The sequence below is a fragment of the Erythrobacter sp. W36 genome (genome assembly GCF_057364935.1).
Genome location: NZ_CP200281.1, coordinates 469833 through 493649 on the forward strand (window position 1 = coordinate 469833; position 23817 = coordinate 493649).

General features: G+C 58.9%; 24 protein-coding genes and 1 tRNA gene. 14 read left to right on the plus strand and 11 right to left on the minus strand.

Annotated features, from left to right (window positions below):
- Positions 1-33: 33 nt before the first annotated feature.
- From AC0V6U_RS02225 to AC0V6U_RS02250, 6 genes are all read left to right on the plus strand, one after another.
- Positions 34-750: an aspartate/glutamate racemase family protein gene (locus AC0V6U_RS02225; RefSeq protein WP_472644604.1), complete on the plus strand. Its 717-nt coding sequence runs from the start codon at positions 34-36 to the stop codon at positions 748-750.
- A gap of 270 nt (positions 751-1020) precedes the next feature.
- Entirely contained in the window at positions 1021-2193 is a 1173-nt protein-coding gene (locus AC0V6U_RS02230; RefSeq protein WP_472644605.1) for a deoxyguanosinetriphosphate triphosphohydrolase, read from the plus strand.
- 8 nt (positions 2194-2201) lie between these two features.
- Positions 2202-2921, plus strand: a complete 720-nt coding sequence (locus AC0V6U_RS02235) for an NAD(P)H-binding protein (protein WP_472644606.1) — start codon at positions 2202-2204, stop codon at positions 2919-2921.
- Between the two features lie 34 nt (positions 2922-2955).
- The gene (locus tag AC0V6U_RS02240; protein WP_472644607.1) at positions 2956-3405 is read left to right on the plus strand and encodes an ABA4-like family protein; all 450 of its coding nucleotides are present in this window, start codon (positions 2956-2958) and stop codon (positions 3403-3405) included.
- A 90-nt stretch (positions 3406-3495) separates the two neighbouring features.
- Complete coding sequence (locus tag AC0V6U_RS02245; protein ID WP_472644608.1) at positions 3496-5046, plus strand: long-chain-fatty-acid--CoA ligase; 1551 nt, start codon at positions 3496-3498, stop codon at positions 5044-5046.
- Between the two features lie 3 nt (positions 5047-5049).
- Entirely contained in the window at positions 5050-5646 is a 597-nt protein-coding gene (locus tag AC0V6U_RS02250; RefSeq protein ID WP_472644609.1) for a DUF938 domain-containing protein, read from the plus strand.
- A gap of 17 nt (positions 5647-5663) precedes the next feature.
- Here AC0V6U_RS02250 and AC0V6U_RS02255 read toward each other — a convergent pair whose 3' ends face one another.
- Both AC0V6U_RS02255 and AC0V6U_RS02260 read right to left on the minus strand, forming a co-directional pair.
- Complete coding sequence (locus tag AC0V6U_RS02255; protein WP_472644610.1) at positions 5664-5795, minus strand: entericidin A/B family lipoprotein; 132 nt, start codon at positions 5793-5795, stop codon at positions 5664-5666.
- A 33-nt stretch (positions 5796-5828) separates the two neighbouring features.
- Positions 5829-6740 (minus strand): DMT family transporter, encoded by a 912-nt coding sequence (locus AC0V6U_RS02260; RefSeq protein ID WP_472644611.1) that lies wholly within the window; start codon positions 6738-6740, stop codon positions 5829-5831.
- 61 nt (positions 6741-6801) lie between these two features.
- On the opposite strand from AC0V6U_RS02260, the gene AC0V6U_RS02265 reads away from it, so the two are divergent.
- Both AC0V6U_RS02265 and AC0V6U_RS02270 read left to right on the plus strand, forming a co-directional pair.
- Positions 6802-7065, plus strand: coding sequence for a hypothetical protein (locus AC0V6U_RS02265; RefSeq protein ID WP_486169354.1), 264 nt, complete (start codon positions 6802-6804; stop codon positions 7063-7065).
- Positions 7066-7082: 17 nt separating this feature from the next.
- Positions 7083-7805, plus strand: coding sequence for a hypothetical protein (locus AC0V6U_RS02270; RefSeq protein ID WP_472644613.1), 723 nt, complete (start codon positions 7083-7085; stop codon positions 7803-7805).
- Here the strand turns inward: AC0V6U_RS02270 and AC0V6U_RS02275 are convergent.
- The 3 genes from AC0V6U_RS02275 to AC0V6U_RS02285 all read right to left on the minus strand — a co-directional run bounded on the left by AC0V6U_RS02275 (position 7802) and on the right by AC0V6U_RS02285 (position 11892).
- Positions 7802-9328, minus strand: a complete 1527-nt coding sequence (locus tag AC0V6U_RS02275; RefSeq protein ID WP_472644614.1) for a TadA family conjugal transfer-associated ATPase — start codon at positions 9326-9328, stop codon at positions 7802-7804. The genes AC0V6U_RS02270 and AC0V6U_RS02275 overlap by 4 nt on opposite strands.
- Before the next feature lie 127 nt (positions 9329-9455).
- On the minus strand, positions 9456-10190 hold the full coding sequence (locus AC0V6U_RS02280; protein ID WP_472644615.1) for a phosphatase PAP2 family protein: 735 nt from the start codon (positions 10188-10190) through the stop codon (positions 9456-9458).
- 349 nt (positions 10191-10539) lie between these two features.
- The gene (locus AC0V6U_RS02285; RefSeq protein WP_472644616.1) at positions 10540-11892 is read right to left on the minus strand and encodes an O-antigen ligase family protein; all 1353 of its coding nucleotides are present in this window, start codon (positions 11890-11892) and stop codon (positions 10540-10542) included.
- 168 nt (positions 11893-12060) lie between these two features.
- Here AC0V6U_RS02285 and AC0V6U_RS02290 point away from each other — a divergent pair, with 168 nt between their 5' ends.
- The 6 genes from AC0V6U_RS02290 (at position 12061) to AC0V6U_RS02315 (ending at position 18360) form a co-directional block, all read left to right on the plus strand.
- Complete coding sequence (locus AC0V6U_RS02290) at positions 12061-12969, plus strand: DMT family transporter (protein ID WP_472644617.1); 909 nt, start codon at positions 12061-12063, stop codon at positions 12967-12969.
- 179 nt (positions 12970-13148) lie between these two features.
- Positions 13149-14984 carry a glutamine--fructose-6-phosphate transaminase (isomerizing) gene (gene glmS / locus AC0V6U_RS02295; RefSeq protein WP_472644618.1) on the plus strand — a complete coding sequence of 612 codons (1836 nt, stop codon included), beginning with the start codon at positions 13149-13151 and terminating at the stop codon, positions 14982-14984.
- A gap of 7 nt (positions 14985-14991) precedes the next feature.
- Positions 14992-15525, plus strand: coding sequence for an SMI1/KNR4 family protein (locus tag AC0V6U_RS02300; protein WP_472644619.1), 534 nt, complete (start codon positions 14992-14994; stop codon positions 15523-15525).
- Positions 15518-15889, plus strand: a complete 372-nt coding sequence (locus AC0V6U_RS02305; protein ID WP_486169355.1) for a GFA family protein — start codon at positions 15518-15520, stop codon at positions 15887-15889. Before AC0V6U_RS02300 ends, AC0V6U_RS02305 begins: the two co-directional genes overlap by 8 nt.
- 109 nt (positions 15890-15998) lie before the next feature.
- Positions 15999-17228, plus strand: a complete 1230-nt coding sequence (locus AC0V6U_RS02310; RefSeq protein ID WP_472644621.1) for a diguanylate cyclase domain-containing protein — start codon at positions 15999-16001, stop codon at positions 17226-17228.
- Positions 17218-18360, plus strand: a complete 1143-nt coding sequence (locus AC0V6U_RS02315; RefSeq protein ID WP_472644622.1) for a putative bifunctional diguanylate cyclase/phosphodiesterase — start codon at positions 17218-17220, stop codon at positions 18358-18360. The genes AC0V6U_RS02310 and AC0V6U_RS02315 overlap by 11 nt, the downstream gene beginning before the upstream one ends.
- 5 nt (positions 18361-18365) lie before the next feature.
- Here the strand turns inward: AC0V6U_RS02315 and purQ are convergent, their stop codons facing one another.
- The 6 genes from purQ to AC0V6U_RS02345 all read right to left on the minus strand — a co-directional run bounded on the left by purQ (position 18366) and on the right by AC0V6U_RS02345 (position 23724).
- Complete coding sequence (purQ, locus tag AC0V6U_RS02320; protein WP_472644623.1) at positions 18366-19037, minus strand: phosphoribosylformylglycinamidine synthase subunit PurQ; 672 nt, start codon at positions 19035-19037, stop codon at positions 18366-18368.
- On the minus strand, positions 19037-19285 hold the full coding sequence (purS, locus tag AC0V6U_RS02325) for a phosphoribosylformylglycinamidine synthase subunit PurS (protein ID WP_472644624.1): 249 nt from the start codon (positions 19283-19285) through the stop codon (positions 19037-19039). Before purS ends, purQ begins: the two co-directional genes overlap by 1 nt.
- 135 nt (positions 19286-19420) lie before the next feature.
- On the minus strand, positions 19421-22309 hold the full coding sequence (locus AC0V6U_RS02330; RefSeq protein ID WP_472644625.1) for a M16 family metallopeptidase: 2889 nt from the start codon (positions 22307-22309) through the stop codon (positions 19421-19423).
- Positions 22310-22491: 182 nt separating this feature from the next.
- Positions 22492-23295: a phosphoribosylaminoimidazolesuccinocarboxamide synthase gene (gene purC / locus AC0V6U_RS02335; protein ID WP_472644626.1), complete on the minus strand. Its 804-nt coding sequence runs from the start codon at positions 23293-23295 to the stop codon at positions 22492-22494.
- 45 nt (positions 23296-23340) lie between these two features.
- Positions 23341-23415, minus strand: a tRNA-Phe gene (locus tag AC0V6U_RS02340).
- A 126-nt stretch (positions 23416-23541) separates the two neighbouring features.
- Entirely contained in the window at positions 23542-23724 is a 183-nt protein-coding gene (locus AC0V6U_RS02345; RefSeq protein WP_472644627.1) for a DNA gyrase inhibitor YacG, read from the minus strand.
- Positions 23725-23817: the final 93 nt, after the last annotated feature.

Below are 23817 nucleotides of genomic sequence, written 5' to 3' on the forward strand. Positions count from 1 at the left end.
GGCAACAGGGCTTTTTAGATTTAGGGATTACCTTTGAGAAAATTGGGCCTGATTGGCGGCATGAGCTGGGTTTCGACCGCCATGTATTACGACCGCATCAATCGCATCATCCAAAAAGACGGACAAAAGCACGGCCGCCCGATGGCGAGCGCGCCGCTGCTGATTGAAAGCCACGACTTTTGCGAGCTCTATGGCCTGCGCGAAGAGGCCGATTGGAAACGCGCCGCTGGCGTCTTGTCTGAAAGCGCGAAGCGATTGGAAGGCGCAGGCGCAGGCGCGCTGATCATCTGCGCGAACTCGATGCACAAGCTTTATGAGGATGTCGCAGGCGCGGTGGGCATCCCGATCCTGCACATCGCAGAAACCGTCGGCGCAGCGATGCAGGCGGCTGGTTGCAAGAACGCTGCGCTGATCGGCACCCGCAATGTGATGACCGAGAGTTTCTATCGCAAGCGGCTGGTTGCGCACGGCGTCGACCTGCTCCCGCCGAATATGGACAATGTCGAGCTGCTCGACCGGATTATTTACGAGCAATTGATGGTCGGCAAGGCGACCCGCGATGCCGAGCGATCTATCCGCACGATCATCACCAATAAAGAACAAGAGGGCGCCAAGGCGATTGTTTTGGCCTGCACCGAGATGAATCTGGTCGTCGATGTCGACGCTAACATCTTGCCAGTGTTCGATTCGACCCGGATTCACTGCGAGGCGGCGGCGAATTGGCTGCTTGGCGCGGATTTGCCGGGATAAGCGGCAGCCGACCCCGTCTCACCCACGAGTTGTCGCGTTCTTACAAGTCGCGCCCTATTCACACCGATGTAAGTTCTTACCAGTGGTGAGGACGCGCTGCCGTCCGAGCCATCGGGTCGCTAACCGACAGGCTGAGGGGCTGCTCAGTTGAAACAACGAGCGGCCCCGCGAGCTCAATATGTCTGGCGAATATCTGACCTTTATGAATGCGTTCGCTCTCTGTTCAGGTTGTGGTGAACGGTGCGCTGACTTAAGCGCGCTAGGATCGATATGACCCGCGCCCCTTACGCCGCTGACCCCGCCGCCCCGCGCGGCCGCGAATTTGACAATCGCTCAGGCTCGGCGCGCGCCGAGGTGAGGGGGCCGCGCAGCGAGTTTCAGCGCGACCGCGACCGCATCATCCACTCGATGAGCTTTCGCAGGCTCAAATCCAAAACTCAGGTCTTTATCGCGCCAGAAGGCGATCATTACCGCACGCGCCTCACGCACAGCCTGGAAGTGGCGCAGATTGGTCGCGTCCTCGCCCGCGCGCTGGGTTTGGACGAGGATCTGACCGAGGCGCTGTGTCTGGCGCATGATATGGGGCATCCGCCCTTTGGCCATGCGGGCGAGGCAGCCTTGTCAGAGGCGATGCAGCGGCACGGCGGGTTCTGCCACAATGCGCAATCCATGCGCACGCTGATGCGCTTGGAATCGCCCTATCCCGATTATGACGGGCTCAATCTGACGTGGGACCTGCTGGAGGGGCTGGCCAAGCACAATGGCCCGGTCGAGGCGCCCAATTGGGCCTTGGCGGAGCTGGATGCGGCATTCCCGTTTGATTTGGGCGCTTGGCCATCATTGGAGGCGCAGATCGCGGCGGTGGCCGATGACATCGCCTATGACAACCACGACATTGATGATGGCCTGCGCGCCGGGTTCTTGGGCCTGGATGACCTATTGGAACTGGATTTCCTCGAACACCAGTGGCGGGCGGTCGAAAAACGCTTTCCCAATGCCCCGCGAGAGCGGCAATTGCGCGAGCTGGTGCGTGATCAAATCGGCCTGATGGTCAATGATGTGTTAGAGCACACGCGCGCCAATATCAGCGGTATGACCTCGGTCGATGAGGTGCGCGCTGCTGGCAAACAGCTGGCCGGGTTCTCGCCCGGTTTTGCCGCTCAGGAACGATCACTAAAGACCTTCATGTACGACAAGCTTTATTACCACCCGGAACAAGTCGCCGCCGCTGGCCGTGCGCGCGATGTGGTGGCGCGCTTGTTCGCGGCCTATTCTCAGGATCACCGCCTAATGCCGCCCGAATGGCAGGCCCGCCTGCCAAAGGACGATCCGCAGCGGGCGCGCACAATCGCCGATTTCATCGCCGGGATGAGCGATCGGTTCGCGATGGAGGCCTGCACCAAGATTTACGGCGAAGCGCCGCAGGGGCTTTCTAATGTTTGAGGTGGCGAATGTCTGAGATCTGCCGCATTGCGCTAGTCGGTGCGACCGGCCTCATCGGTCGGCGCGTGATTGAGACCAGCAATGATGTCGACGACGTTCGCATCATTGGCGTCTCGCGGCGCGAGGCCCCGCTGCCCGATGGCGCGCGCATGGAAATGTATGTCGCCACGCCCGATAAATGGGGCGAGGTGTTTGAAACGATCAAGCCGCGCACTTTGATCTGTGCGCTGGGCACCACCTGGAAGAAGTCAGGCCGCGATGAAGAGGCATTTCGCAAGGTCGACCATGACCTCGTGCTGGCCACCGCAGAGGCGGCGGTGGAGGCTGGTATTGCCAATCTGGTGATGGTCAGCTCTGCCGGAGCCGATTGGCGCTCCAAAACCTTCTATCTGAAGGTCAAAGGAGAGACCGAGACGGCGCTGTCCAAGGTTGGGTTTAAGCGGCTCGATATCCTGCGCCCCGGCCTGCTGCGAGGGCCGCGCACCAATGACTTAAGGGTCGGGGAAAAGCTGGCAATGATCGCCAGTCCTGTGCTCGATCCGATGCTGGGCGGGAAATGGGCGTCCTATCGCTCCATCGATGCGCGCGTGGTGTCAGAGGCGGCGCTTGGGCTAGCCATGCGCAAGGCGGCCGGGCGGTTCATTCACAACAATGACGCGATGAAGCGGGCCGCGCGCGAATGGCGCCAGCGCCTTGAACGGCTCGAGCAGCAGGCCGAGCAAGGTTAAGCAGGCCCCTCCGGGCTTTAAGGGAGCATTGGCGATGGATTGGAATGCAATTTTTGGCGCGGTGAACCTGCTCGCTATTGTCGCTTGGATCGCGCTGGCATTTCTGCCGCGCAGCCCGGCTGTCCTTGCCGCCGTGCTGTATGTTGGCGTCGGCATTCTGTGCTTGGTTTATGGCGTATCGCTGATCGGCGTGCTCACCGGATTGCTGCCCAATGAGAGCGGTGCGGGCGCGAATTTCAACACCATTGAAGGCGTGCGCGCGATCTTTGCCAGCGATGCGGGCGTGACGATTGGCTGGACGCATTATCTCGCCTTTGACCTGTTTGTCGGCATCTGGATCGCCCGCGATGCCGATGCAAAGGGCATCTCCCGGATTGTCCAAGTGCCGATCCTGCTCGCGACCTTGATGGCTGGGCCGCTGGGTCTGCTGATCTGGCTGATCGTGCGAGAGCCAGCGGCGCGCGCCAATGGACGCTGGAGCTGACCCCAGCCAATCCCGCAATCTGCTTGGCAAATCTGTGCAGCCGTGCGTAAACTGCGCGATAAACAAAACAGATAAATCGGAGAGAGATTGGTGACCGCACAGGCGCATTGCACCTTTGATGCATTCGTTTCCCATTGGGCCAGCGAACGCCCGGACCAGACCGCCTTTGAACAGGACGGCGAGACAGTAACATTTGCCGAGCTGGATGACCTGACCCGGCGGATGATCACCGTGTTTGAAGCGAACGGTATCGCCAAGGGAGACCGGATCGCGTGGCTGGGTAAGAACCGCACGATCTATTACGCGATGTTCCTGGCCGCGGCGCGCATGGGCGCGGTGATGGCGCCGATTGGCTGGCGTCTCGCCCCGCCAGAGGTCGCCTATATTCTGAAAGACACCGGCGCGAAGCTGATGATCACCGGCACAGGCTTTGCCGATGTCGTCGCCAAGCTTGCGCCAGAGATCGCAGCGACGGTAAAAATCATCGAAGAGCCAGAGATGTACGCCGCGATTGAGGCGGCCGCTCCGGCCAGCTTCACCCCGTCCGGGCCCGATGATGCCGTGCTCCAGCTCTACACCAGCGGCACCACTGGCAATCCCAAGGGAGCCGAGCTGAGCAATGCAGCGCTGGTCGCGTTGCGCAACACCTCAAAAGAGGCAGGCGATCCGTGGAACAGTCCGGGGCCCGATGATTGCATGCTGGTCGCCATGCCCTGCGCGCATATTGGCGGCACGGGGATTGTGATCGCCTCGATCGCCAACGGTATCCGCGCGCTGATCCAGGAAGAGTTTGAACCTGGCGAATTCCTCAAAGGCATCACGGCGGGGGCTACGCAGTCCTTCATCGTGCTGGCCGCCTTGCAAATGGTGATCCAGCATCCGAACGCAAAAGATGTCGATTTCAGCGGCGTCAAATACATCATGTATGGCGCCGCGCCGATGCCACTGGAGCTGCTGAAAGAGGCGGTGCGCACCATGCCTCAGGCGGGTTTCCTGCAAGTGTTCGGCATGACGGAAACCTGCGGCACGGTGACCATGCTGAGGCCGGAGGATCACTCGATTGAAGGCAATGAGCGCATGCGCTCTGTCGGATGCGCGATGCCGGGCACCGATATCCGCATTTTCGATGAGAAAAGCAATGAAGTGCCGCGCGGCACCATTGGCGAGATCGTCGTCAAATCGCCCTCCAACATGCTCGGCTATTGGAACCTGCCAGAGGCGACTGAAAAGACGATCCGCGACGGCTGGCTCTACACTGGTGATGCCGCGATCATGGATGATGATGGCTACATCTACATTCAGGACCGCATCAAAGACATGATCATCTCTGGCGGGGAGAACGTCTATCCTGCGCAGGTTGAAAGCGCGATTTACGGCCATCCAGCGGTAGGCGAAGTGGCGGTGATCGGCGTGCCTGATGACAAGTGGGGCGAGGCGGTGAAGGCCTGCATCGTGCCCAAGCCCGGGCAGACGGTCGATACCGACGATGTGATCGCCTATGCGCGCGAGCAGCTGGCCGGTTTCAAGGTGCCAAAGAGCATTGATGTGATCGAGGTGATGCCGCGCAATCCGACCGGCAAGATCCTGCGCCGCCAGCTTCGCGCACCTTATTGGGAGGGGCAGGAGCGGCAGGTTAACTGACCGGTGAAGAAGCACGCGCCTGCGACCTTGCGCAACCGCGAGGCAATCGCTGAGATTCTTGCTTGCGAGCTGCCTGCAGACGGTACGGTGCTGGAGGTGGCCAGCGGCAGCGGAGAACATGCGGTCTATTTTGCAGACGCGTTTCCGCAGCTGACCTGGCAGCCGAGCGATCCATCGCCGGAGGCTCTGGAATCGATCGCCGCCTATCGCTCAGAATATGATGGTAAGAACCTGCTCGCGCCGATCCATCTCGATACCAGCGCGCCTGCCGATTGGCCCGCCCGACATGCGGATGCGATGCTGTGCATCAACATGGTCCACATCAGCCCTTGGGCGGCCACACTCGGATTGTTTGCGGGCGCCGCACGCGTCCTGGGGAAGGGCGCGCCACTGATCCTCTACGGACCGTACTTTGAGGCAGGGGTGGAGCCTGCGCCATCGAACTTAGCGTTTGATATGGGCCTGCGCGAACGCAACTCAGATTGGGGCATTCGTGACATTGCCGACATCGACAAAGCCGCAAAGGATCATGGGTTCGCGCGGGCAAATCGCCACGGAATGCCCGCCAACAATCTGATGCTGATTTACCGAAAAGGCTGAGGCTCAGCCCTTAGCTATCAATCGATGGCGTCTTCGCCAGCCTCACCGACGGATTGGATATCTTCGCCCAAGCCCTTCACAGTGTTGCAGGCGGCGGAGGTGAGGGTAAGCGCGGCCATTGCAGCGGCAATCAGAGTTTTGCGGACCATTATGTCTGCCTTTCGTTTGGTTTCGCAGTCTCACTAGCTCGCAGCAGATGAACCTGTCTTGCCACTTGCCAGCATTCGTTCGCGATATGCGATGAGCAGCCCTGCAGCAATGATAAGCGGAGCGCCGAGCCACAAATTGGCCGATTGCGGGCTGGAGAAAATGAGCACCCCATACAAAGTCGCCCAGAGCAGTGAGGTGTAATCCATCACGATGATCACCGCCGCAGAGCCGAAGCGCAACGAGGTGGTGAGCAGGATTTGCCCGAGCGCACCCGCCGCTGCCATGGCGAAGATGATCGCCCAGGTTTCGCCGTCATGCGGTTCGATCACGAATGGCACGAACAGCGCCATAAACGGGGCAGTGATAGCGGTGAACCAGAACACGATCGTCCACGGGTTCTCGCTCTTGTTGAGGTCTTGGATCTGGAACGAAATCAAGGCGACGAGCAAAGCCGCGACAAGGCCCACTGCTGCGCCGATGGGGTCGATCATGCCCGATGCTCCCGGCTGAACAATCACCAGCACCCCGGCAAAGCCAAGGATCACCGCGCCCCAGCGATATTTGCCGACCGTCTCGCCAAACAGGATCACGGAGATCATCACCGCGAAAAACGGGGTGGTGAAGCTGATCGCGGTCGCTTCGGCGAGTGGCAGCAACGTGACCGCGCCATAGACGCAGAACATGCCGGTCAGCCCCGCAACAGCGCGGCGGACATGGGCGCCCATGCGCTTGGTCTTGGTCTGCGCGAGCCGCCCCGTCGCCCAAAGAATGGCGGCTATCGCGATGAAGGTCAGCGCCTGACGCCAAAATATCAGCTCGGCCAGATGCACGCCTTTTTCACTGGCCAGCTTCACCAGCATCGCCATGGTCGCCAGCGTGCCCGCTGTGATCAGTCGAATGCCCAGAGCAAGCATTGGGCGAGGGCGGGCAATCGAACCATCCATAGGGCCTGCGTGTAAGCGGATTGCCGCGTTTCACAAGCGTAGCATTGCCATGAAGCCCGGCATGGCTATAGCCGCGCCCGCTATGATGGAGTTTGTACACGATCTGCTGTTTGCCAGCGACGCGCTGATCCTCGCGCTGATCGGCGGGGCATTGATGGTGTTTGCCGGCTTCGCATCGTGGATGGACCGGCGGCGCAGCAAAGAACGCCCAATCGATCAGCTCGAAAGAGTGGGCTGGGTGCCGTGGACGAGCGTATTCGTGCTGTCCGCGATTATGGGCATGGGACTGCTGACGCTGTCGCTTCCGGTTGTGTTGGGAAATTAGTGAGGTAGGGTGCAGGGATGCGAACGCTTTTGTTTGTAACAGCCTTTTTAGCAATGGCGTTTGGCCTTTCTGCTAATGTTGGCGCCTGTGTCGTGCTGGTCGAGCGCAACTACAACCAAATGCTCGCTGCTGACGGGATTTTCGTCGGCGAGATGCTCGCCTATGAACCGACTGGTTTCAACGACAGTGGTATAGCGTCGCAGGCTTTGGTCACCTATCGGGTGGATGAGGTCCTCAAGGGCAAAGTTGCGAACAAAATCGAGATCAATTTTCCGCCAACCAACTACAGAGTTCCCGATAGTCGAAGAACTGACGGTCCAGAAATTGTAAGCTTCCGGCGACATCAATACGAAGACGAAGAAAAGAACGCTTCAGAAGCCAATTTTGTCATCAGTGGGCCATGTGAAGGAATTTATGTTCTGGATGGGAAGGCGCAGAACGTTGCAGCCGTGAAGGGTTGGATTTCAGATGGAATTGCTCGTCCCTCAGAGCTCTATTCCCAAGAAGCCGAATACATGGCGCAAAAAAGGGCAGAAGTGGAAAGACGGATAGCCGAGAGACGCGCCGCGAGAGGATGGCCTCCTAGAGAAACGCAATCAGACGACCCAACATCTGAGAGCATTTCGCCCACACTAAAAGAGCACTCGACGTTGTCCGCTCACTTTTGGCTTATCTTCCTTGCGCTAGGAGCCTTTGGTGCAGCTTGCCTCCTTTGGAAGAGGTCAGCGCAAAAAGACTAGAGACAAGCCTCAAGATAAGCCTGATCGAAACCGTACTGACGCGCTTTTTCAAGCGTGTAAGGACGCAGGCCAGAGGCGCGGAATTCGCCCAGGATCTTACCGTCTTCGCTCTCGTCGAGATATTCGAACTTGAACAGGTTCTGGGTCACGATCACATCGCCTTCCATCCCGATAACCTCGGTGATGTCGGTGGTACGGCGTGAACCATCACGCAAACGTTTTACCTGAACGATCAAGTCGACCGATTCGGCGATCTGAGTGGAGATCGCTTGTTTCGGGATCTTGATGTCGCCCATCAAAATCATGTTTTCCATACGGCCCAGGCACTCACGCGGTGAGTTGGCGTGAAGCGTACACATCGAGCCATCGTGGCCGGTGTTCATGGCGGCGAGAAGGTCGAAACATTCAGCGCCACGAATCTCACCCAGGATGATGCGGTCTGGGCGCATACGCAGGGCGTTTTTAACAAGGTCACCGATGGTAATCGCGCCTTGACCTTCAAGGTTAGGCGGACGTGTTTCCAGCGGCAGCCAGTGCGGCTGTTGCAAGCGAAGCTCGGCGGCATCCTCAATGGTCAGCACGCGCTCGCCCGGGTCGATCATTTTCGACAGAGCGTTGAGCATGGTGGTTTTACCCGAACCCGTACCGCCAGAGATCACGATGTTCATCCGACATGCGCCAGCGATTTTGAGCGCCGTACACATCTTCTCGTCCATCGAGCCAAAGTCCTTGAGCATGTCCAAGGTAATTGGCTTCTCAGAGAACTTACGAATGGAGATCGCGGTGCCTTTGAGGCTGAGTGGCGGCACGATCACGTTAACACGTGAGCCGTCTTTCAAGCGGGCATCGGCCAGCGGTGTGGTTTGGTCGACGCGGCGGCCAACCTGGTTCACGATGCGCTGAGCAATCTGGAAGAGGTGCTGTTCATCGCGGAACCGGATCGGTGCGATGGTCAGCTTACCGCCTTTTTCAATATAGGTCTGATCAGGGCCATTGACCATGATATCAGACACGTCTGGATCGGTCAGCAGTTCTTCGAGCGGGCCGAAGCCGAGCAGCTCGTCGATCAGAACTTTTTCCAGCGCGAATTGCTCGCGGCGGTTCAGTGTGACCTTAAGTTCGGCCAGCACTTCCATGATAATAGGGCGGAATTCTTCCGACAGCTCTTCTTTGGAAAGCGTCGCAGCCGCTTCTGGGTCGACGCGTTCGAGCAAGCGCGGAAGCACTTGTTCTTTGATTTTGTGAACGCTGGCTTCAAAGCCGCCTTCTTCGCCGGGGCCTTCATTGACGCTCGCGGCGCGCTCGGCGAGCCGGTTCATCGCATCTTCGGTGGCATTACCAGTGCTTACCGGAGCGGGTTTTGGCTCTTCTTTTTTCTCAGGCTCTTCGTCGGGCAAAGGCGGGAATTGCTCGCCACCTTTGGCCGCGCCTCCGCCCGATTTCATCGGCCGGGCAACTCCAAACGCGGGACGCCCACCGGCACCACCTCCGCCTGCGCCACCTTTTTTACCGAATGCGCTCATCGCAAGCCCCCTAGGCCCAAAAACATACACTGCATATCAACGCCAGATGACGAAGACTGCCTCTCTCGAAATGGTGAATACTCTGGAAACCTTATTTTTTCCCTAAGGTTGGCGGTGCAAATATGACTCACGTTGCAGCGCTGACCTCAGAGGATTTCCCGATATTCAAAATGAAGTTTGCCGCCGGTTTTGTCGCGGCCCAGATTACGGCGACCATGGCCAAGGCAACATAACCATCGACCGCATAATGATAGGCGAGGTGAACCGAGCCCAGCATGATCAGCAACCAGAAAACCGCGAAACCGGCCCACAAGCGCTTGTCGATTTTCCAAGTGGCAAAAACGTATAGAGACGTTAGCGCAACATGCATGGACGGCATGGCGGTAATCCCGCGCCCAAGCCCGTAATCACCGGCTGCATACCATTCCAGCAACATCTGCTGAACTTCGATAACGGGTATGGTCTGAACCGCATTGGCGGCGTGCAGATAGGCCATTTGTTCCGCGAAGTGATCATCACCCAGCAGCGGCTCCAGGAAAACGGGTCCGACCGAAGCGAGCGAAATCGCGCCAACCATACCGACGATCGTCCAGGTGAGGAAATAGCCGAGGAAAAAGCGCAGCCGCAGATGCTTATCGGTCACGTAAAGCGCAAAGCACAAAGGTCCGACATAGATCAGCGCAAACCAAAGATGATAAAGGTGGCCCAACGCCGCTGAGACCTCAGGATAGCCCAGCAATGGTTGCAAAAGGCGCCAAGGGTCACCACCATGGATCGCGCGATCCCAAGCAATAAATGTGTCATCCCAAGTGTAATCAGTCAGCAGCGGAATTGAGCTCTTCATCCGACTGAAGGCTGGCATGAAGAAGCCTATTGCACCGATCAAGATCGCGGTAGGTGGAATCCGACGGTATAGACGGCGTGCCGGTTCCTCATGGATTAGAAACGCAGTGGGGCTGCTGGGACGATGGCGGATCAACAACCACGCCACTTCGCCGATCAAAGCTAAGAACACGATCATGTAAAGGAAGCGAATGTTCAAAAATGCTGACCAGAACACATACGTCTTCAAGCCCAGACTGGCTATAATGATTGTCACGATTGAAACGATAACGCATACAAGGCCCGCAACAGCAATTTCTGTCCGACCAATTTGTGCGAACGCTGGAGTGATCCGATCTGGAATTTGCGTATTTGATGTGGCGATTGCTTCAGACATTAGGAATTTCTCTTGGTGAGGATGTGAGAATGACAGCAAGGCAGAGCATGCTGATCATCGTCGGATAGACATGATATAAAGAGCCCTCCAACAATGACATCGCCAATAGGCCAGCCAGAGTGCATAGAGCCGGTAGCGTGATTGCTAGGTCAGTTTTCAAAGCGGTTATGGTTGGCTTTAGAGCCATTATCGCAAGTACAGCCAATGCGGCTGTGCCGATAAAGCCCCAGTCGAAAAGCGCCTGGAGCACGGAATTATGCGGATGATTCCAAAAGCCTGATGAGCTCTCCATGCTGTACCGGAACTGGCTCTGACCATAACCAAAGAAGGGCTTTTCCAGAACCGCTCGAAATGTCTCGATCCACATATCGATACGGCCACTGCTAAACTCGGAACCTGAAGTATAGGTTGGATCAAGCCGCGATAATATTGCAGTGATTCCCCATCTCGGATCGGGCACAAAAATAAGGGAGGCCAACGCTGCCAAACTGAGGCTAAGCGACAATTGTCCTAATATCACCAGTCGGCTACGATTTCTTGAGAAGAAAACCGCACAACAAAGCACTGCAAGCAAGCCGCCCGTAGCCGCGCGTCCGCCGCTTGTGAATACACACCAGATACCGAGTGTTGCGATGGTAAAACCGATGATCGCTTCTTTGCGAGACTGCGATACGGCAAGGAAGCCTGCGCCAATCCCGGAGGCGGTTAGACCGTAAAACCCAAGTTGGCGAATGTTGGAAATACCTGCGCTGACCTGAGCCCAATTGAAATTCAGATTATCGTGTTGACTCAGCGCGAGACCATATACAAGCACGAAATAGAGAGCGGCACCAAGCGCCAATGACCACAAGGCAGCGCCCCGCAATTCTTGCCATTCACCGCTGAAACGCTCATAGAAAACCGCCAGAAAGAGCAAATGTAGACTGGTGCTTAGCAGGCCAATAATGGCAAACTCTGGCACGGCATTGGCCAAAGCCGTCGCGGCGAGAGCTGCTAAGCCAAAAATAGCAAATGCCCCTCTGACAGGCTTTCTTAAGCTGTGCCAGATTTTCAAAGGCTTGCTACCGCAGCTGATAGCCAGTCCGATTGTAAGGACCTGAACGACCATAACTGGAACAGAAAGATGCCGTCTGATCAGGAAGGTGTATTCGACCTGCCATGTGGTCAGCGCAAAAACGGGCGCGGCGAGCAGTAGCGCGAGGCACGCGAGCTTAGCGGCCAAATGAGGCGACAATGCAGGCGCATCGCTGTGCGGCTTTGACAGCGCAGCAGCGGGCACGGTCATGCCGCTTTTTCCCTCATTTACATCCATTATTCGCCCTTCTTTATGAAGCGCGTAGTTCATGGACAATAATGGTTAATGTTTGATCAAGGGCTACGCATTTCTCGCGCACAGGAAGCGCTTTGTGCGCCGTTACTGGTTGCCGCTCTTTACCAAACGACAATCGCCTTTCCATTCGGGCCATAAGCGCCTAGCGCGGCCACTTCGTTTAATGAGTGAGGCCCGCGGGCAATGCAGCACGATCAAAGAGCTGGACTGGCCTATGCGGCGGCGGGCTTTGTCATTTTGTCGATTGGCGATGCTGTGATCAAAAGCATGGCCGGTGAGTGGCCTGCGGTTGCGGTCGCTGCTTTGCGCTTTTCGATCGGCGCGCTGGGCCTGTCGGTGCTGCTGTGGCGCAGCGAGGGGCGAAGCGCATTTGTGCCGCAAAACCTGTGGCTCCAGGCGGCGCGCGGGCTGTGTCTGGCTTTAGCGAGCCTGTGTTTCTTTTCAGCGATTTACATCATGCCCTTGGCTGAGGCGATGGCGATCGGCTTTCTCGCGCCCGTGCTGACGCAGGTGTTTGGCGGGCTGATTTTGGGCGAGAAAATTCGCCCCGCCGCGTGGGCCGTCTCGGTGATCGCTTTGGCGGGTGTGATGATGATCTTGCGGCCCAATTTGGCGGAACTCGGGCTTGGGGCGCTATTGCCGCTGGTATCGGCAACCTTCTTTGCGCTGATGATGGTCGCCAACCGGGCGAGCGCCGGGCAGGGCAGCGCCTTGTCGATGCAGGTGTTCGTGGCCGGGGTGGCATCGCCTATCCTAATTATCGCGGCGGTTGGGGCGAAATTCTCTGGCATTCCAGAGCTCAATTTCGGCTGGCCAAGCTGGGATGTGATCTTGCGCTGTGCAATTGTCGCCGTCACTGCCAGCAGCGCGCATTGGCTCGCCTATATTGGCACATCCAAAGCGGGTGCCTCGCAAGTGGCCCCGGCGATCTATGTGCAGATGCTGGTCGCGATTGCGCTAGGGTGGTGGTGGTTTGGCGATGTGCCTGATCTGCTGACCCTAGGCGGTGCTGGGATGATCATTGCGGCTGGATTGTTCCTGTGGTGGGACAGCCAAAGCTCGCCCAAGCAAAGCGCCAAACGGCCCAGCTGAGCAGACAGGCTCTTGAAGCTGAGCCATGACCCGCTACAGGGGCGGGGCAAGCAGCAGACACCGCCGAAACGCATCAGTGCTTTTGGCAAGACGATATTCATCCACTGCCGCCTAGTTCCAGCGCCGGATAAAGCGTGTGAGATGGGACAGGCGCGCCAGCAGGGGTAAGAGACGAGACTATGTGCGGAATCATCGGAATTGTTGGGAATGAGCCGGTCGCAGACCGCCTGGTCGATGGCCTCAAACGCATGGAATATCGCGGCTATGACAGCTCCGGCGTCTGCACCATCGATAATGGTCAACTGGTTCGCCGCCGCGCGGAGGGCAAGCTCGCCAATCTCGTCAAAGTGTTGAGCGGCGATCCCGCGCCCGGCAATGTCGGCATTGCCCACACCCGCTGGGCCACGCACGGCGCGCCAACCGCCAGCAACGCGCACCCGCATGCGACCGCTGAGGTTGCAATCGTGCACAATGGCATCATTGAGAATTTCAAGGAGTTGCGCGCTGAATTGGCGGCTGAGGGCCGTGTGTTTGAAAGCGAAACCGACAGCGAAGTGGTCGCGCATCTGGTGTCCTCGCGCATTGAGGCAGGCATGTCGCCTCAGGAGGCTGTGAAAGACGCACTACCGCGTCTGCGCGGAGCCTTTGCGCTGGCGATGACATTCCGCCAGCACCCGGATATGTTGATCGGCGCGCGGCTCGGCTCTCCGTTGGTGGTCGGATACGGGCCAGAGGGCGATGATGCAGAGATGTATCTCGGCTCAGATGCGCTGGCGCTCGCGCCGCTTACACAGCGTATCTCCTATCTCGAAGAGGGCGATTGGGTGGTGATCAAGCGCGACAGCGCGCAGGTCTATAACGTCGAGAACAAGCCGGTGACCCGCGATATCCAAGCCTCTGGCGCGACAGCGGCGGCGGTCGAAAAGGGCAATTTCCACCACTTCATGCAGAAAGAGATTTTTGAGCAGCCAACCGTGGTTGCGCAAACGCTCAGCTCTTACCTGCGCCAGGCGGACAACACCGTTGCTCTGCCTCAGCTTGATTTCGATATCTCGCAGATCAAGCGCCTGACCATCGTCGCCTGCGGCACCTCCTTTTACGCCGGAATGGTCGCGAAATACTGGTTTGAGCAATTCGCCCGCGTGCCGGTCGACATCGATGTGGCGAGCGAGTTTCGCTATCGCAATCCGGTGCTGGAGGAAGGCGGCCTGGCGCTGTTTATTTCTCAGAGCGGGGAGACCGCCGACACGCTCGCGGCGCTGCGCCATTGCAAGGCCGAGGGGCAAACCATCGGCGTCGTCGTCAACGTGCCGACCAGCTCCATGGCGCGCGAGGCGGACCTGCTACTGCCGAGCCATGCCGGGCCGGAAATCGGGGTCGCCTCGACCAAAGCCTTCACCTGTCAGCTGGCCGTATTGGCCGCGCTTGCGGCGCATATGGCGGTGAAGAAAGGCCTGATGAGCCGCGAGGAAGAGGCCGAGGTGGTGACCCATCTGCTGGAAGCTCCCGCCGCGCTTAACGAGGCGCTGGACCATGATCAAGACATTGCCAGCATGGCGCATCTGATCGCGCCGGCCCGCGATGTGCTCTATCTGGGACGCGGGCAGGATTATCCGCTTGCATTGGAAGGCGCGCTAAAACTCAAAGAAATCAGCTACATTCACGCCGAAGGTTACGCCTCGGGCGAGATGAAGCACGGCCCAATCGCACTGATCGACAAAGACGTGCCGGTGGTGGTGATCGCGCCGTCCGGTCCGCTGTTTGAAAAGACCGTCTCCAACATGGAGGAAGTGCGCGCACGCGGCGGGCAAGTGGTGCTGATCTCTGATGCGGAAGGCCTGGCGCAAGCGGGCGAGGGCTGCATCGCGACGATCGAAATGCCCGTGGTTCACCCGCTGATTGCGCCGCTGGTCTATGCCATTCCGGTGCAATTGCTGGCCTATCACGTCGCCGTGGTGAAGGGGACCGACGTTGATCAGCCGCGCAATCTCGCCAAATCCGTGACAGTTGAGTGAAGCGCCAATGAGCCAACCCTTTCAGGATTTCGATTTCACAGGCTTTTGGGATGATCACGAATACTATCGCAAGGAATATCTGGAGCCACCACCAACTCCCGGAATGATTGCAGAGATTGAGCGCGAACTCCGATACAAACTGCCCGCGTCTTACATCACGCTCATGAACGTGCGGAATGGCGGCGCCCCCACGCGCACGAACTATCCGACAACCGAACGCACGAGTTGGGCAGAGGACCATATCGCCATAAGCGCTTTCAAGGGTATTGGACGGGAAAAGATGTGGTCGCTATGTGGAGACATTGGTAGCGGCCAACTTCTCACGGAGTGGGGTTACCCTGATCTCGGAGTGTATTTCGGCGATTGTCCTTCGGGAGGTCACGACATGATAGCGCTCGATTATCGCAAATGCGGCGCAAATGGCGAGCCAGGCGTGGTCCATGTCGATCAGGAAATCGACTACCGGATCACAACATTGGCTCCCGATTTTGAGACTTTTGTGCGCGGCTTGTATGTCCACGAATATGACGACGATGACTGACCTTGTAACCGTCGAGGGCGGCTGCCATTGCCGCGCCGTCCGCTTTCGCGCTCAGGCCGAGCGCGAGCCGAAAATGCTGCGCTGCAATTGCTCGATCTGCGCGGTTTCCGGCTATCTCCACCTGTTCATCCCGCATGACCGGTTTACGCTGTTATCCGGCGAGGAAGCGCTCACCTCATACCGTTTTGGTTCGGGCGAGGCGGAGCATTTGTTCTGCAAGATCTGCGGCACGAAAAGCTTCTACCAACCGCGCTCTCATCCCGAGGCGTGGAGCGTCCATCTCGCCTGTCTTGATGACAGTAGCAGTCTAATGCCGGAAATTCGCGATTTTGACGGCCGAAATTGGGACCGAAGCAAGCTGTAACAAGCATTTGCAGCTCATAGCGCGTCAGGCTCGTCAGGCCGCAATTCCCCCTAAGTCCGTGTCTTAGTTTACTTCATACTAACCTTTGCTGGATAGCCGCGGGGGTGTGATGGAAGATGATGTCCCCCCGCAGCCTGCCAATCGCCGGTTGTCTATGCTTGCTGTGCTGGGATTAACCGGGGCAGGCGATAACGATTGGGCGCGGCTGCGCGGCCTGCAATACTCGGGATTGTCGGCGCTCACCTTCTTCAGAACCTACATTCACGCGATCATGGGCCTGTTCACGGTCCAGATTTACTCCAGCAGCATCAGCCTCATTTGGCTGGCGTTCTGGTGGGTTGCCTTGGTCCTGCTGCAGATCCGCGGGGTCCGGTTTGACCGGACTTTGGCCGATGCCGAATATCGTAAGCTGTCGCGCAAGGAATTTTATGGGCAGGCGCTGACACCACTGCTCTCTGGGGTGCTGTGGGCGGTGCCGATCCTGGTGTTTGCGCCGTACGGCTCGTTACCAGACCTGATGACGCTACTCGTCGTGGTGGCGACATTGGCGGCGGCATCGATCTATTTCTATGCGGCGGCCCCGCTGGGGATCTTCGTATTCACCCTCACCGTCGGCGTGGCTGCGGTCACGCATCTGGCGCTGCAGGGGCTTTGGACGGTCGCGCTTGCTGGGACGTTCTACGGCATCAGCTGCCTGTTCGGCACGATCGAGGTGGCGCGTACCTATCTGACCGCGCGGATCGCAGAAAGCAGCGTTGCGGAAAAAGAGCAGGTCGTCTCCCTGCTGCTACGCGAGTTTGAAGAGAACGAGGCCGATTGGCTGTGGGAAGTTGATACAGCGCGGCGTCTGCGCGGCGTTAGCCCGCGCTTCGCTTATGCACTTGGCTGTCCTCAGGCCGAGGCAGAACGCCGCCCGCTGCTCGAACTGATCGCTGGCGATACCTGGGAAAGCGGCAAGTTTCCAACCAGCTTGCATGATCTGGCGGAGCGGCTGAAGCATTGCGAGAACTTCTCCAACCTGCTGGTCCATGTGACGATCCGAGGCGAAAAGCGCTGGTGGGAGCTGTCTGGCACGCCAATGCGCGATGATCAGAACCGCTTCGTCGGTTTTCGCGGAGTTGGCTCCGATGTGACGGAAGCGCGCGCCTCGTCAGAGAAAATCGCTTACCTCGCGCGCTATGACACGCTCACCTCATTGCCCAACCGTTTGCAGCTGACCGAGGCGCTGGGCGATGCGCTGGTGTTTGCGGAGCAATGGCGCACACGCTGCGCGCTGCTGATGGTGGATCTCGATCGGTTTAAGGCGGTGAACGATTCTGCTTGGCCATATGGTCGGTGACAAGCTGCTCGCTCAGGTGTCGGCGCGGCTTCAGGCTCTGATGGGACAGGATCAGATGTGCGGCCGATTGGGCGGCGATGAATTTGCGATTGTGCTGCGCGATGTCAGCGACCGAGAGATAATTCGCACGACAGCCAACCGCGTGATTGAGGCTCTGACAGAGCCGTATCAGGTCGATCAGCACACGCTTTACGTTGGCGCCAGCGTCGGCTCAGCAGTGGGTCCGCGTGACGGCAAATCGGTCGAAGAACTGATGCGCAACGCTGACCTTGCGCTCTACCGCGCTAAGGATGCCGGCGGCGGCGAGCATTTTGACTTTGAACCAGTGCTCCACGCCTCTGCCGAAGAACGCCGCCAGCTTGAGGTGAGCCTGCGCAAGGCGCTCGACCGTGATGAGATGGTGCTGCACTATCAGCCGGTCGTTGACGCCAACAGCGAGAACATCGTCAGTTTTGAGGCTCTGGTCCGCTGGGACAGCGCCGACCACGGCTTTGTCAGCCCGGGTAAATTCATCCCGCTGGCCGAGGAAACGCGCCTGATCGTACCGATTGGCAAATGGGTCCTGCGCGAGGCATGCCGCGAGGCCTGCAATTGGCCCAAGCACGTGCGGGTAAACGTCAACGTATCACCAGAGCAATTGCTGGAGCCGGATTTCTACGAGGATGTCGTCGCCGTTCTGGCAGAGACGGGCCTGCATGCAGACCGGCTTGAGGTCGAGGTGACTGAGAGCATCTTCCTGCGTGATGCCTCCATCGCTCGCAAAGCTCTGGAACAGATCATGGCGCTGGGTTGCAGCGTTGCGCTCGATGACTTTGGTACGGGCTATTCATCGCTCGGCTACATCCGCAAGCTCAGCTTCTCGACGATCAAGGTCGACCGCACCTTTGTCCAGGGCGCGGCGCAAAACAGCTCTGAAAGTCTGGCGATCATCAATGCGGTGGTGGCGATGGCGAAGAGCCTCGACATGACCACGACGGCGGAAGGCGTGGAGACCATTGAGGAAGCCAAGCTCATCCGCGAGATGGGCTGTGACAAGATCCAAGGGTTCTATTTTGGCCGTCCAATGCCGAAGAACGAAGCGCTGCGTCTGTTCGATGCAAACGGCGGCGACGACGAACGCCAAATCGCCTAAGCGGTTTAGACCAAAGCTGCGATCGCGCTTTCAAACAGCATGCGGCCATCGGTGCCGCCTTGGGCATCCTCAACTGCGCGCTCTGGGTGAGGCATCATGCCTAGCACATTGCCGCCTGCGCTCAGCACGCCTGCGATATCGCGGCGTGAGCCGTTGCAGGGTTCGGCATAGCGGAACGCGACCCGGCCATCGCCTTCGATCCGGTCGAGCGTCTCTTCGTCAGCGAAGTAATTGCCATCGTGGTGCGCCACGGGAATGTGGACGGTGCCTTTGCCTGCGTAAGCGCGCGTGAAGGCCGACTGCGTGTTCTCCGCGATCAGCGGCACGGTGCGGCAGATGAAGTTCTGGCTGGCGTTGCGCATCAATGCGCCGGGCAGCAAACCGCTCTCGGTCAGCACCTGAAAGCCATTGCACACGCCCAGCACGGGCACGCCGCGATCCGCCGCGGCAATCACGCTGCGCATGATCGGGCTGTTCGCGGCCATCGCGCCAGAGCGCAGGTAATCGCCATAGGAAAAGCCGCCAGGAAGAGCGATAAAGTCTAGGTTATCAGGCAGCTCTGCATCGCCGTGCCACACCCGGATCGGCGCGGTGCCCGATACGAGTTCCAAAGCGCAGGCCATATCCCGGTCGCAATTGGAACCGGGGAAAGTGATCACAGCGGCGCGGAAACCCATCAGGCCGCTCCTGCTGTTTCCAGCTTCTCAATTGTGAAGTCTTCGATCACCATATTCGCGAGCAGTTTTTCGCACATCGAATTGAGCGCGTCGTCGCTTGTACCATCGGCCACGTCCATCTCGATCATCCGGCCAATGCGAACGTCTTCGACGCCTTCAAAGCCCATGCCATCCAGCGAATGGTGCACGGCGCGGCCCTGTGGGTCGAGCACTCCGGGTTTAAGGCGGACGAGAATACGGACTTTCATGGGCGGCTCACCTGATTACGCGCGTGGATGGGCGAATGATGCGCAGCCTATAGCGCAGCTCCGTGCTGGCGCAATCATTGCTGGGCAGCTTGCCCACTATCACGAGCGCTTTTTCGCGCTTGATTGGGCTAAGCCCTAAGGCGCGATGGTGTCTGGTAGGTCAGCGTCCTCGTGGACCACCAGCACTTCGACCGCTTCGTCAGCCTTTAGGTACTGCGCTGCGACATACTGAATATCTTTTGGAGTAATGCTCTTGAGTTCGCCAGGCGCATCGAGGAAACGCTGCAAGCGGTCAGACTGGCTTTGCGCATTGTCCGCCAACCCCATCCAACCGCCGAGTGATTTCAGCGCATTGTCATAGCTTTCCAGCATCGGCTGGCGCGCCCGGTCGATTAAATCAGTTTCCAGCGGCGCTGCGGCGAGTTCGCTGAGCATCGCGCGGATCGCTGCGCGGGTCGGCTCCAGCTCCGCAAAATCGACCGAAGCCGTCACGCTGAACGTGCCGTAGCCAGCGTAAATGCGGCTGGTGGAGCTGCCTGCGGACGGAGAATAGGCCTTGCCCAATTCCTCGCGCAGCCGCTCTTGCAATTGAATGCGCACGACGCGGCTGAGCAGCGAAAGGAGGAGCGCCTCGGATAGGTCGCTGTCATCGGTTGTTGGCCAGACCATGCGGACCAGAGCTTGGTCGGTTTCGCCAGTATGCGTCAGCGTTTGCAGGCCGCGTTTTGCGGTGAAGCCGCGCTTTCGAGCCTCGCTGCGCAGTTGGAATTCCGCCTCGCGGGTGGGCAGGGCGCCCAATGTGCTGGCTACTGCTGCGATGGCCACGTCGGGATCAAAGTCGCCGACCAGCGCAATTTCAATCGCGCCGCTTTCCAGCCGGTCGCCAATGTCGGCCTTCAATTGCGCGAAACTGCGCGAGAGAAACGCCTCTTGCGGCTGCAGGCTGAAGCGCGGATCGCCATCGGACAAGATCCCGCCCAGCCGATTGCTGAGCGCCCGCGATGGCGTCGCATCGAGATTGGCAAAGTAATTCTCGATATTCTTGGCATAGCGCTCTTCGCCTTCGCGCCGGTAACCGGGATCGGTGAGCGCGGCGGCGAGCAATTGCATCTGCAATTGCAGATCGCGCGGCGTGGTGCTGCCCGACATGCGGAATGCGTCCGTACCTGACCCGATGTTAAACCCGACGCTGCGTCCGGCGAGCACGCTTTGCAATTCGTCCTGGCTGTGCTGGCCAAGGCCTCCGGTCGCCAGCACGCTGACCATTGCTGTGCGCAGCGGATCGTCTGCAGTATCGAGCAAGGTGCCGCCATCCAGACTGACGCGGTAGCTCACGCGGTCCTTACGAATATCGGTGGTTTTGAGGTTCAGCCGCACGCCATTGGCAAAGCGGATCAGGCGGAAATCGAACCGGTCATCCACCGTGTCGGATATGATTTCACCCGGCGTGCCAAAGTCGCTGTAGGCAAAGCTCTGCTCGCCTGTGTCTTCGGGCGCGGCGATTTCTGCCGCCATACCCTCGGCAAGAGCCGCGCGCAAAGCCTCTTCGCCGCCCTCAGGCGCGCTGCGCCCTTGGAAGCGGATCAGCGGATCACCAGCGGTTGGCAGGTCCGCGATCAGCGCGGCGAATACGCGGCCCGGCGTGATGCTGGGGGCCAGCGCTTCAAACCGCTCAAGCCGGTATTTGGGATCGGTGGGGATGCGTTCTGAACCAACCAGCCGCAGAGCGGCATTGGCGAAGGCACCGTTGCTGCGCGTGTCCGCCGATGCGACGCCATTTTCCAGCGCGGTGCGCAGATTGGCGACTTGCTCGGTCACTTCCGCCTGGGTGAAGCCGAACTCCACCGCTTGGCGCACTTCGCGTAAAGCGGCGACGAGCCCTTTGCGCCATTCGCCATCGGCGCTGCTGATGGAAAGGCTGGTGGAGCGCGCGTCTTCAAACAGATCATTGCTGCTGAAGCCCGCACCGCGAAACGGTGCATCCTCGCCGCGCGCCAGGCGTGATAATCGCCGCCCGATAATACGGTAGCCAATGCTGCGCAGCAGCGCCTCATCGCGCACTGCCACAGTGTCTGGCCGGTCTTCCCACTCAGAAAAACTGGTCAGACTCACGCTCTCAGACAGGGCGGGATCGGTGTAGATATCGACTTCAGATTCGCGCTCAATCGGGATCGGCCCAGTGATCGGCTCAGCCGGGGCTGGGCCGCCTTGCCAATCGGCGAAGACTTCGCGGATCTTGGTTTCCATCATGGCGGCAGGAAAATCGCCGATGATCACCATCACCGTATTGGCGGGCACATAAGTGCGCTCGTAAAAGCCGCGCAGATCATCGGCGCTCGCGTTCTCAAGCACATCGAGCGTTCCGATTGGTAGGCGGTCCACAAACCGCGCGCCGGGGGCAAAGAAGGCCAGCTGATCTTCGGTCGCCTTTTGCTGGAAGCCGCGCCGGTCGCGCCGCTCCGCCAGAATAACGCCGCGCTCGCGGTCCACCGCATCCTGCGCAATGGTCAGCTCGCTCGCCGTCTCGCGCATCAGCATCAATGCCGTGTCGAGCAGGTCTTCCTCGTTCTTGGGCAGGTTGAGCATATAAGTGGTGGTCTCAAACCCGGTGGAGGCATTGGTGTCCGCGCCAAAGGCTAGGCCCTTGCGCTCCAGCAATTTGATCATCTCGCCTTCGGGAATATTGGTTGAGCCGTTGAAGGCCATATGCTCCACAAAGTGAGCAAGGCCGCGCTCGCTTTCGGTTTCATCGAGCGAGCCAGAGTCGATTTGCATCCGCACCAATGCGGTGCCTTCGGGCGTGGAGTTTTCGCGGATGATGTAGCGCATGCCATTGTCCAGCACGCCGAATACGAATCCGGGATCGACGGGCACGTCACTGGTTTCAAACGCCCAGAGCGGCTCCTCTTCAGCCTGCGCAGTCTCAGTGGCGGCCTGCTCCTGCGCCGCGAGAGACTGAACCAGAACGAGATTGGGAAGCGCAAGCAGCGCCCCTGCGATGAGCGCGCGTGAGGTAAAATTCATATGCTGAAATTGTGCCCTATGATCATTTAATGGTGGCTGCTTAGCGCATTAAAACTGAACGGGGCATTTTAATCGGCGCCGCAGGTGCCGCAAGGGCCCTGTGCCCGCCCGCAGCGCTGCGGGCTTGCCCGTAAAGCGCGAGGAAATCGCACGCCCGGATGGGCGTGCGGAAAACCAAACGCTTACTTTTTCGGCGGGGTTTTACCGCGCATCCGATTGCGATGGGTCGACAGGTCCAGCACTTCGCCGGGACCATTGTCTTCGTCCTGCAGTAGGCCGAGACGCCGCGCTACCTCGCGGTACGCCGCCTCTTCACCGCCCAAATCGCGGCGGAAGCGGTCTTTATCCAGCTTCTCGCCGGTCTTCATGTCCCATAGGCGGCAGCCGTCCGGGCTGACTTCATCGGCCAGAATGACGCGGCTGAAATCGCCATCGAACAGGCGGCCAAATTCCAGTTTGAAATCGACCAGGCGAATATCGATCCCGGCGAACATGCCGCACAGGAAATCATTCACCCGGATCGCCATGGACGACATGTCGTGCATTTCTTCGACGCTGGCCCAGTTAAAGCACGCAATGTGCTCCTCTGAGATCAGCGGATCGCCCAGCGCATCGTCCTTGTAATAATACTCAATCAAAGTGTGCGGCAGCGGCTCACCTTCTTCCAGGCCCAGCCTCTTGCAAATCGAGCCAGCGGCGACATTGCGCACGACGACTTCAATCGGGATAATCTCAACCTGACGCACCAATTGCTCGCGCATGTTCAGGCGACGGATGAAATGCGTCGGAATGCCGATATGGGCGAGGCGCGTGAACACATGCTCGCTGATGCGATTGTTGATCACGCCTTTGCCGTTGATGGTGCCCTTTTTCTCCGCATTGAATGCGGTCGCATCATCCTTGAAATATTGGATAATCGTGCCCGGTTCTGGACCCTCATAGAGGATCTTGGCCTTGCCTTCATAGATTTGGCGGCGACGGGTCATGCTGGGCCTCCTGGCTCGCGGGTATGAAGCCGCTGCTTAAGCGAATGGTGCCCGGGGGCGGATTTGAACCACCGACACGCGGATTTTCAATCCGCTGCTCTACCCCTGAGCTACCCGGGCATTCGCTGCGGCGACGGGTTTGGCGTTTGGCACGCTTTGCCCGGCGAGCAAATGAGAGCGGGCCTATGGCGCGGGCGGCGATGTTTGGCAAGAGGGAAATAGCCTCAGGCACAGGTTCTTTTGAGCTCAGCCTTGCTGTTCCCAATCCTCGCGCGCGATCTCTTCTGGGGATGCCGGGCGGCTGGGCAGGGCGTAGCCATCGCCAAACCACTTGGCGAGGTCGAGATCCTTGCAGCGCTGAGAGCAAAACGGAGTGAAGTCCTCAGCGCGGGCTTTCTTGCAGATTGGGCAGGATTTGATTTTGGTCATTTGGTTTTCCGCACGCCATCCGGCGTGCGATATCCTCGCAGTTTGCGGGCAAGCCCGCACTGCTGCGGGCGCCCAGTCGGGCTTGCGGCCACG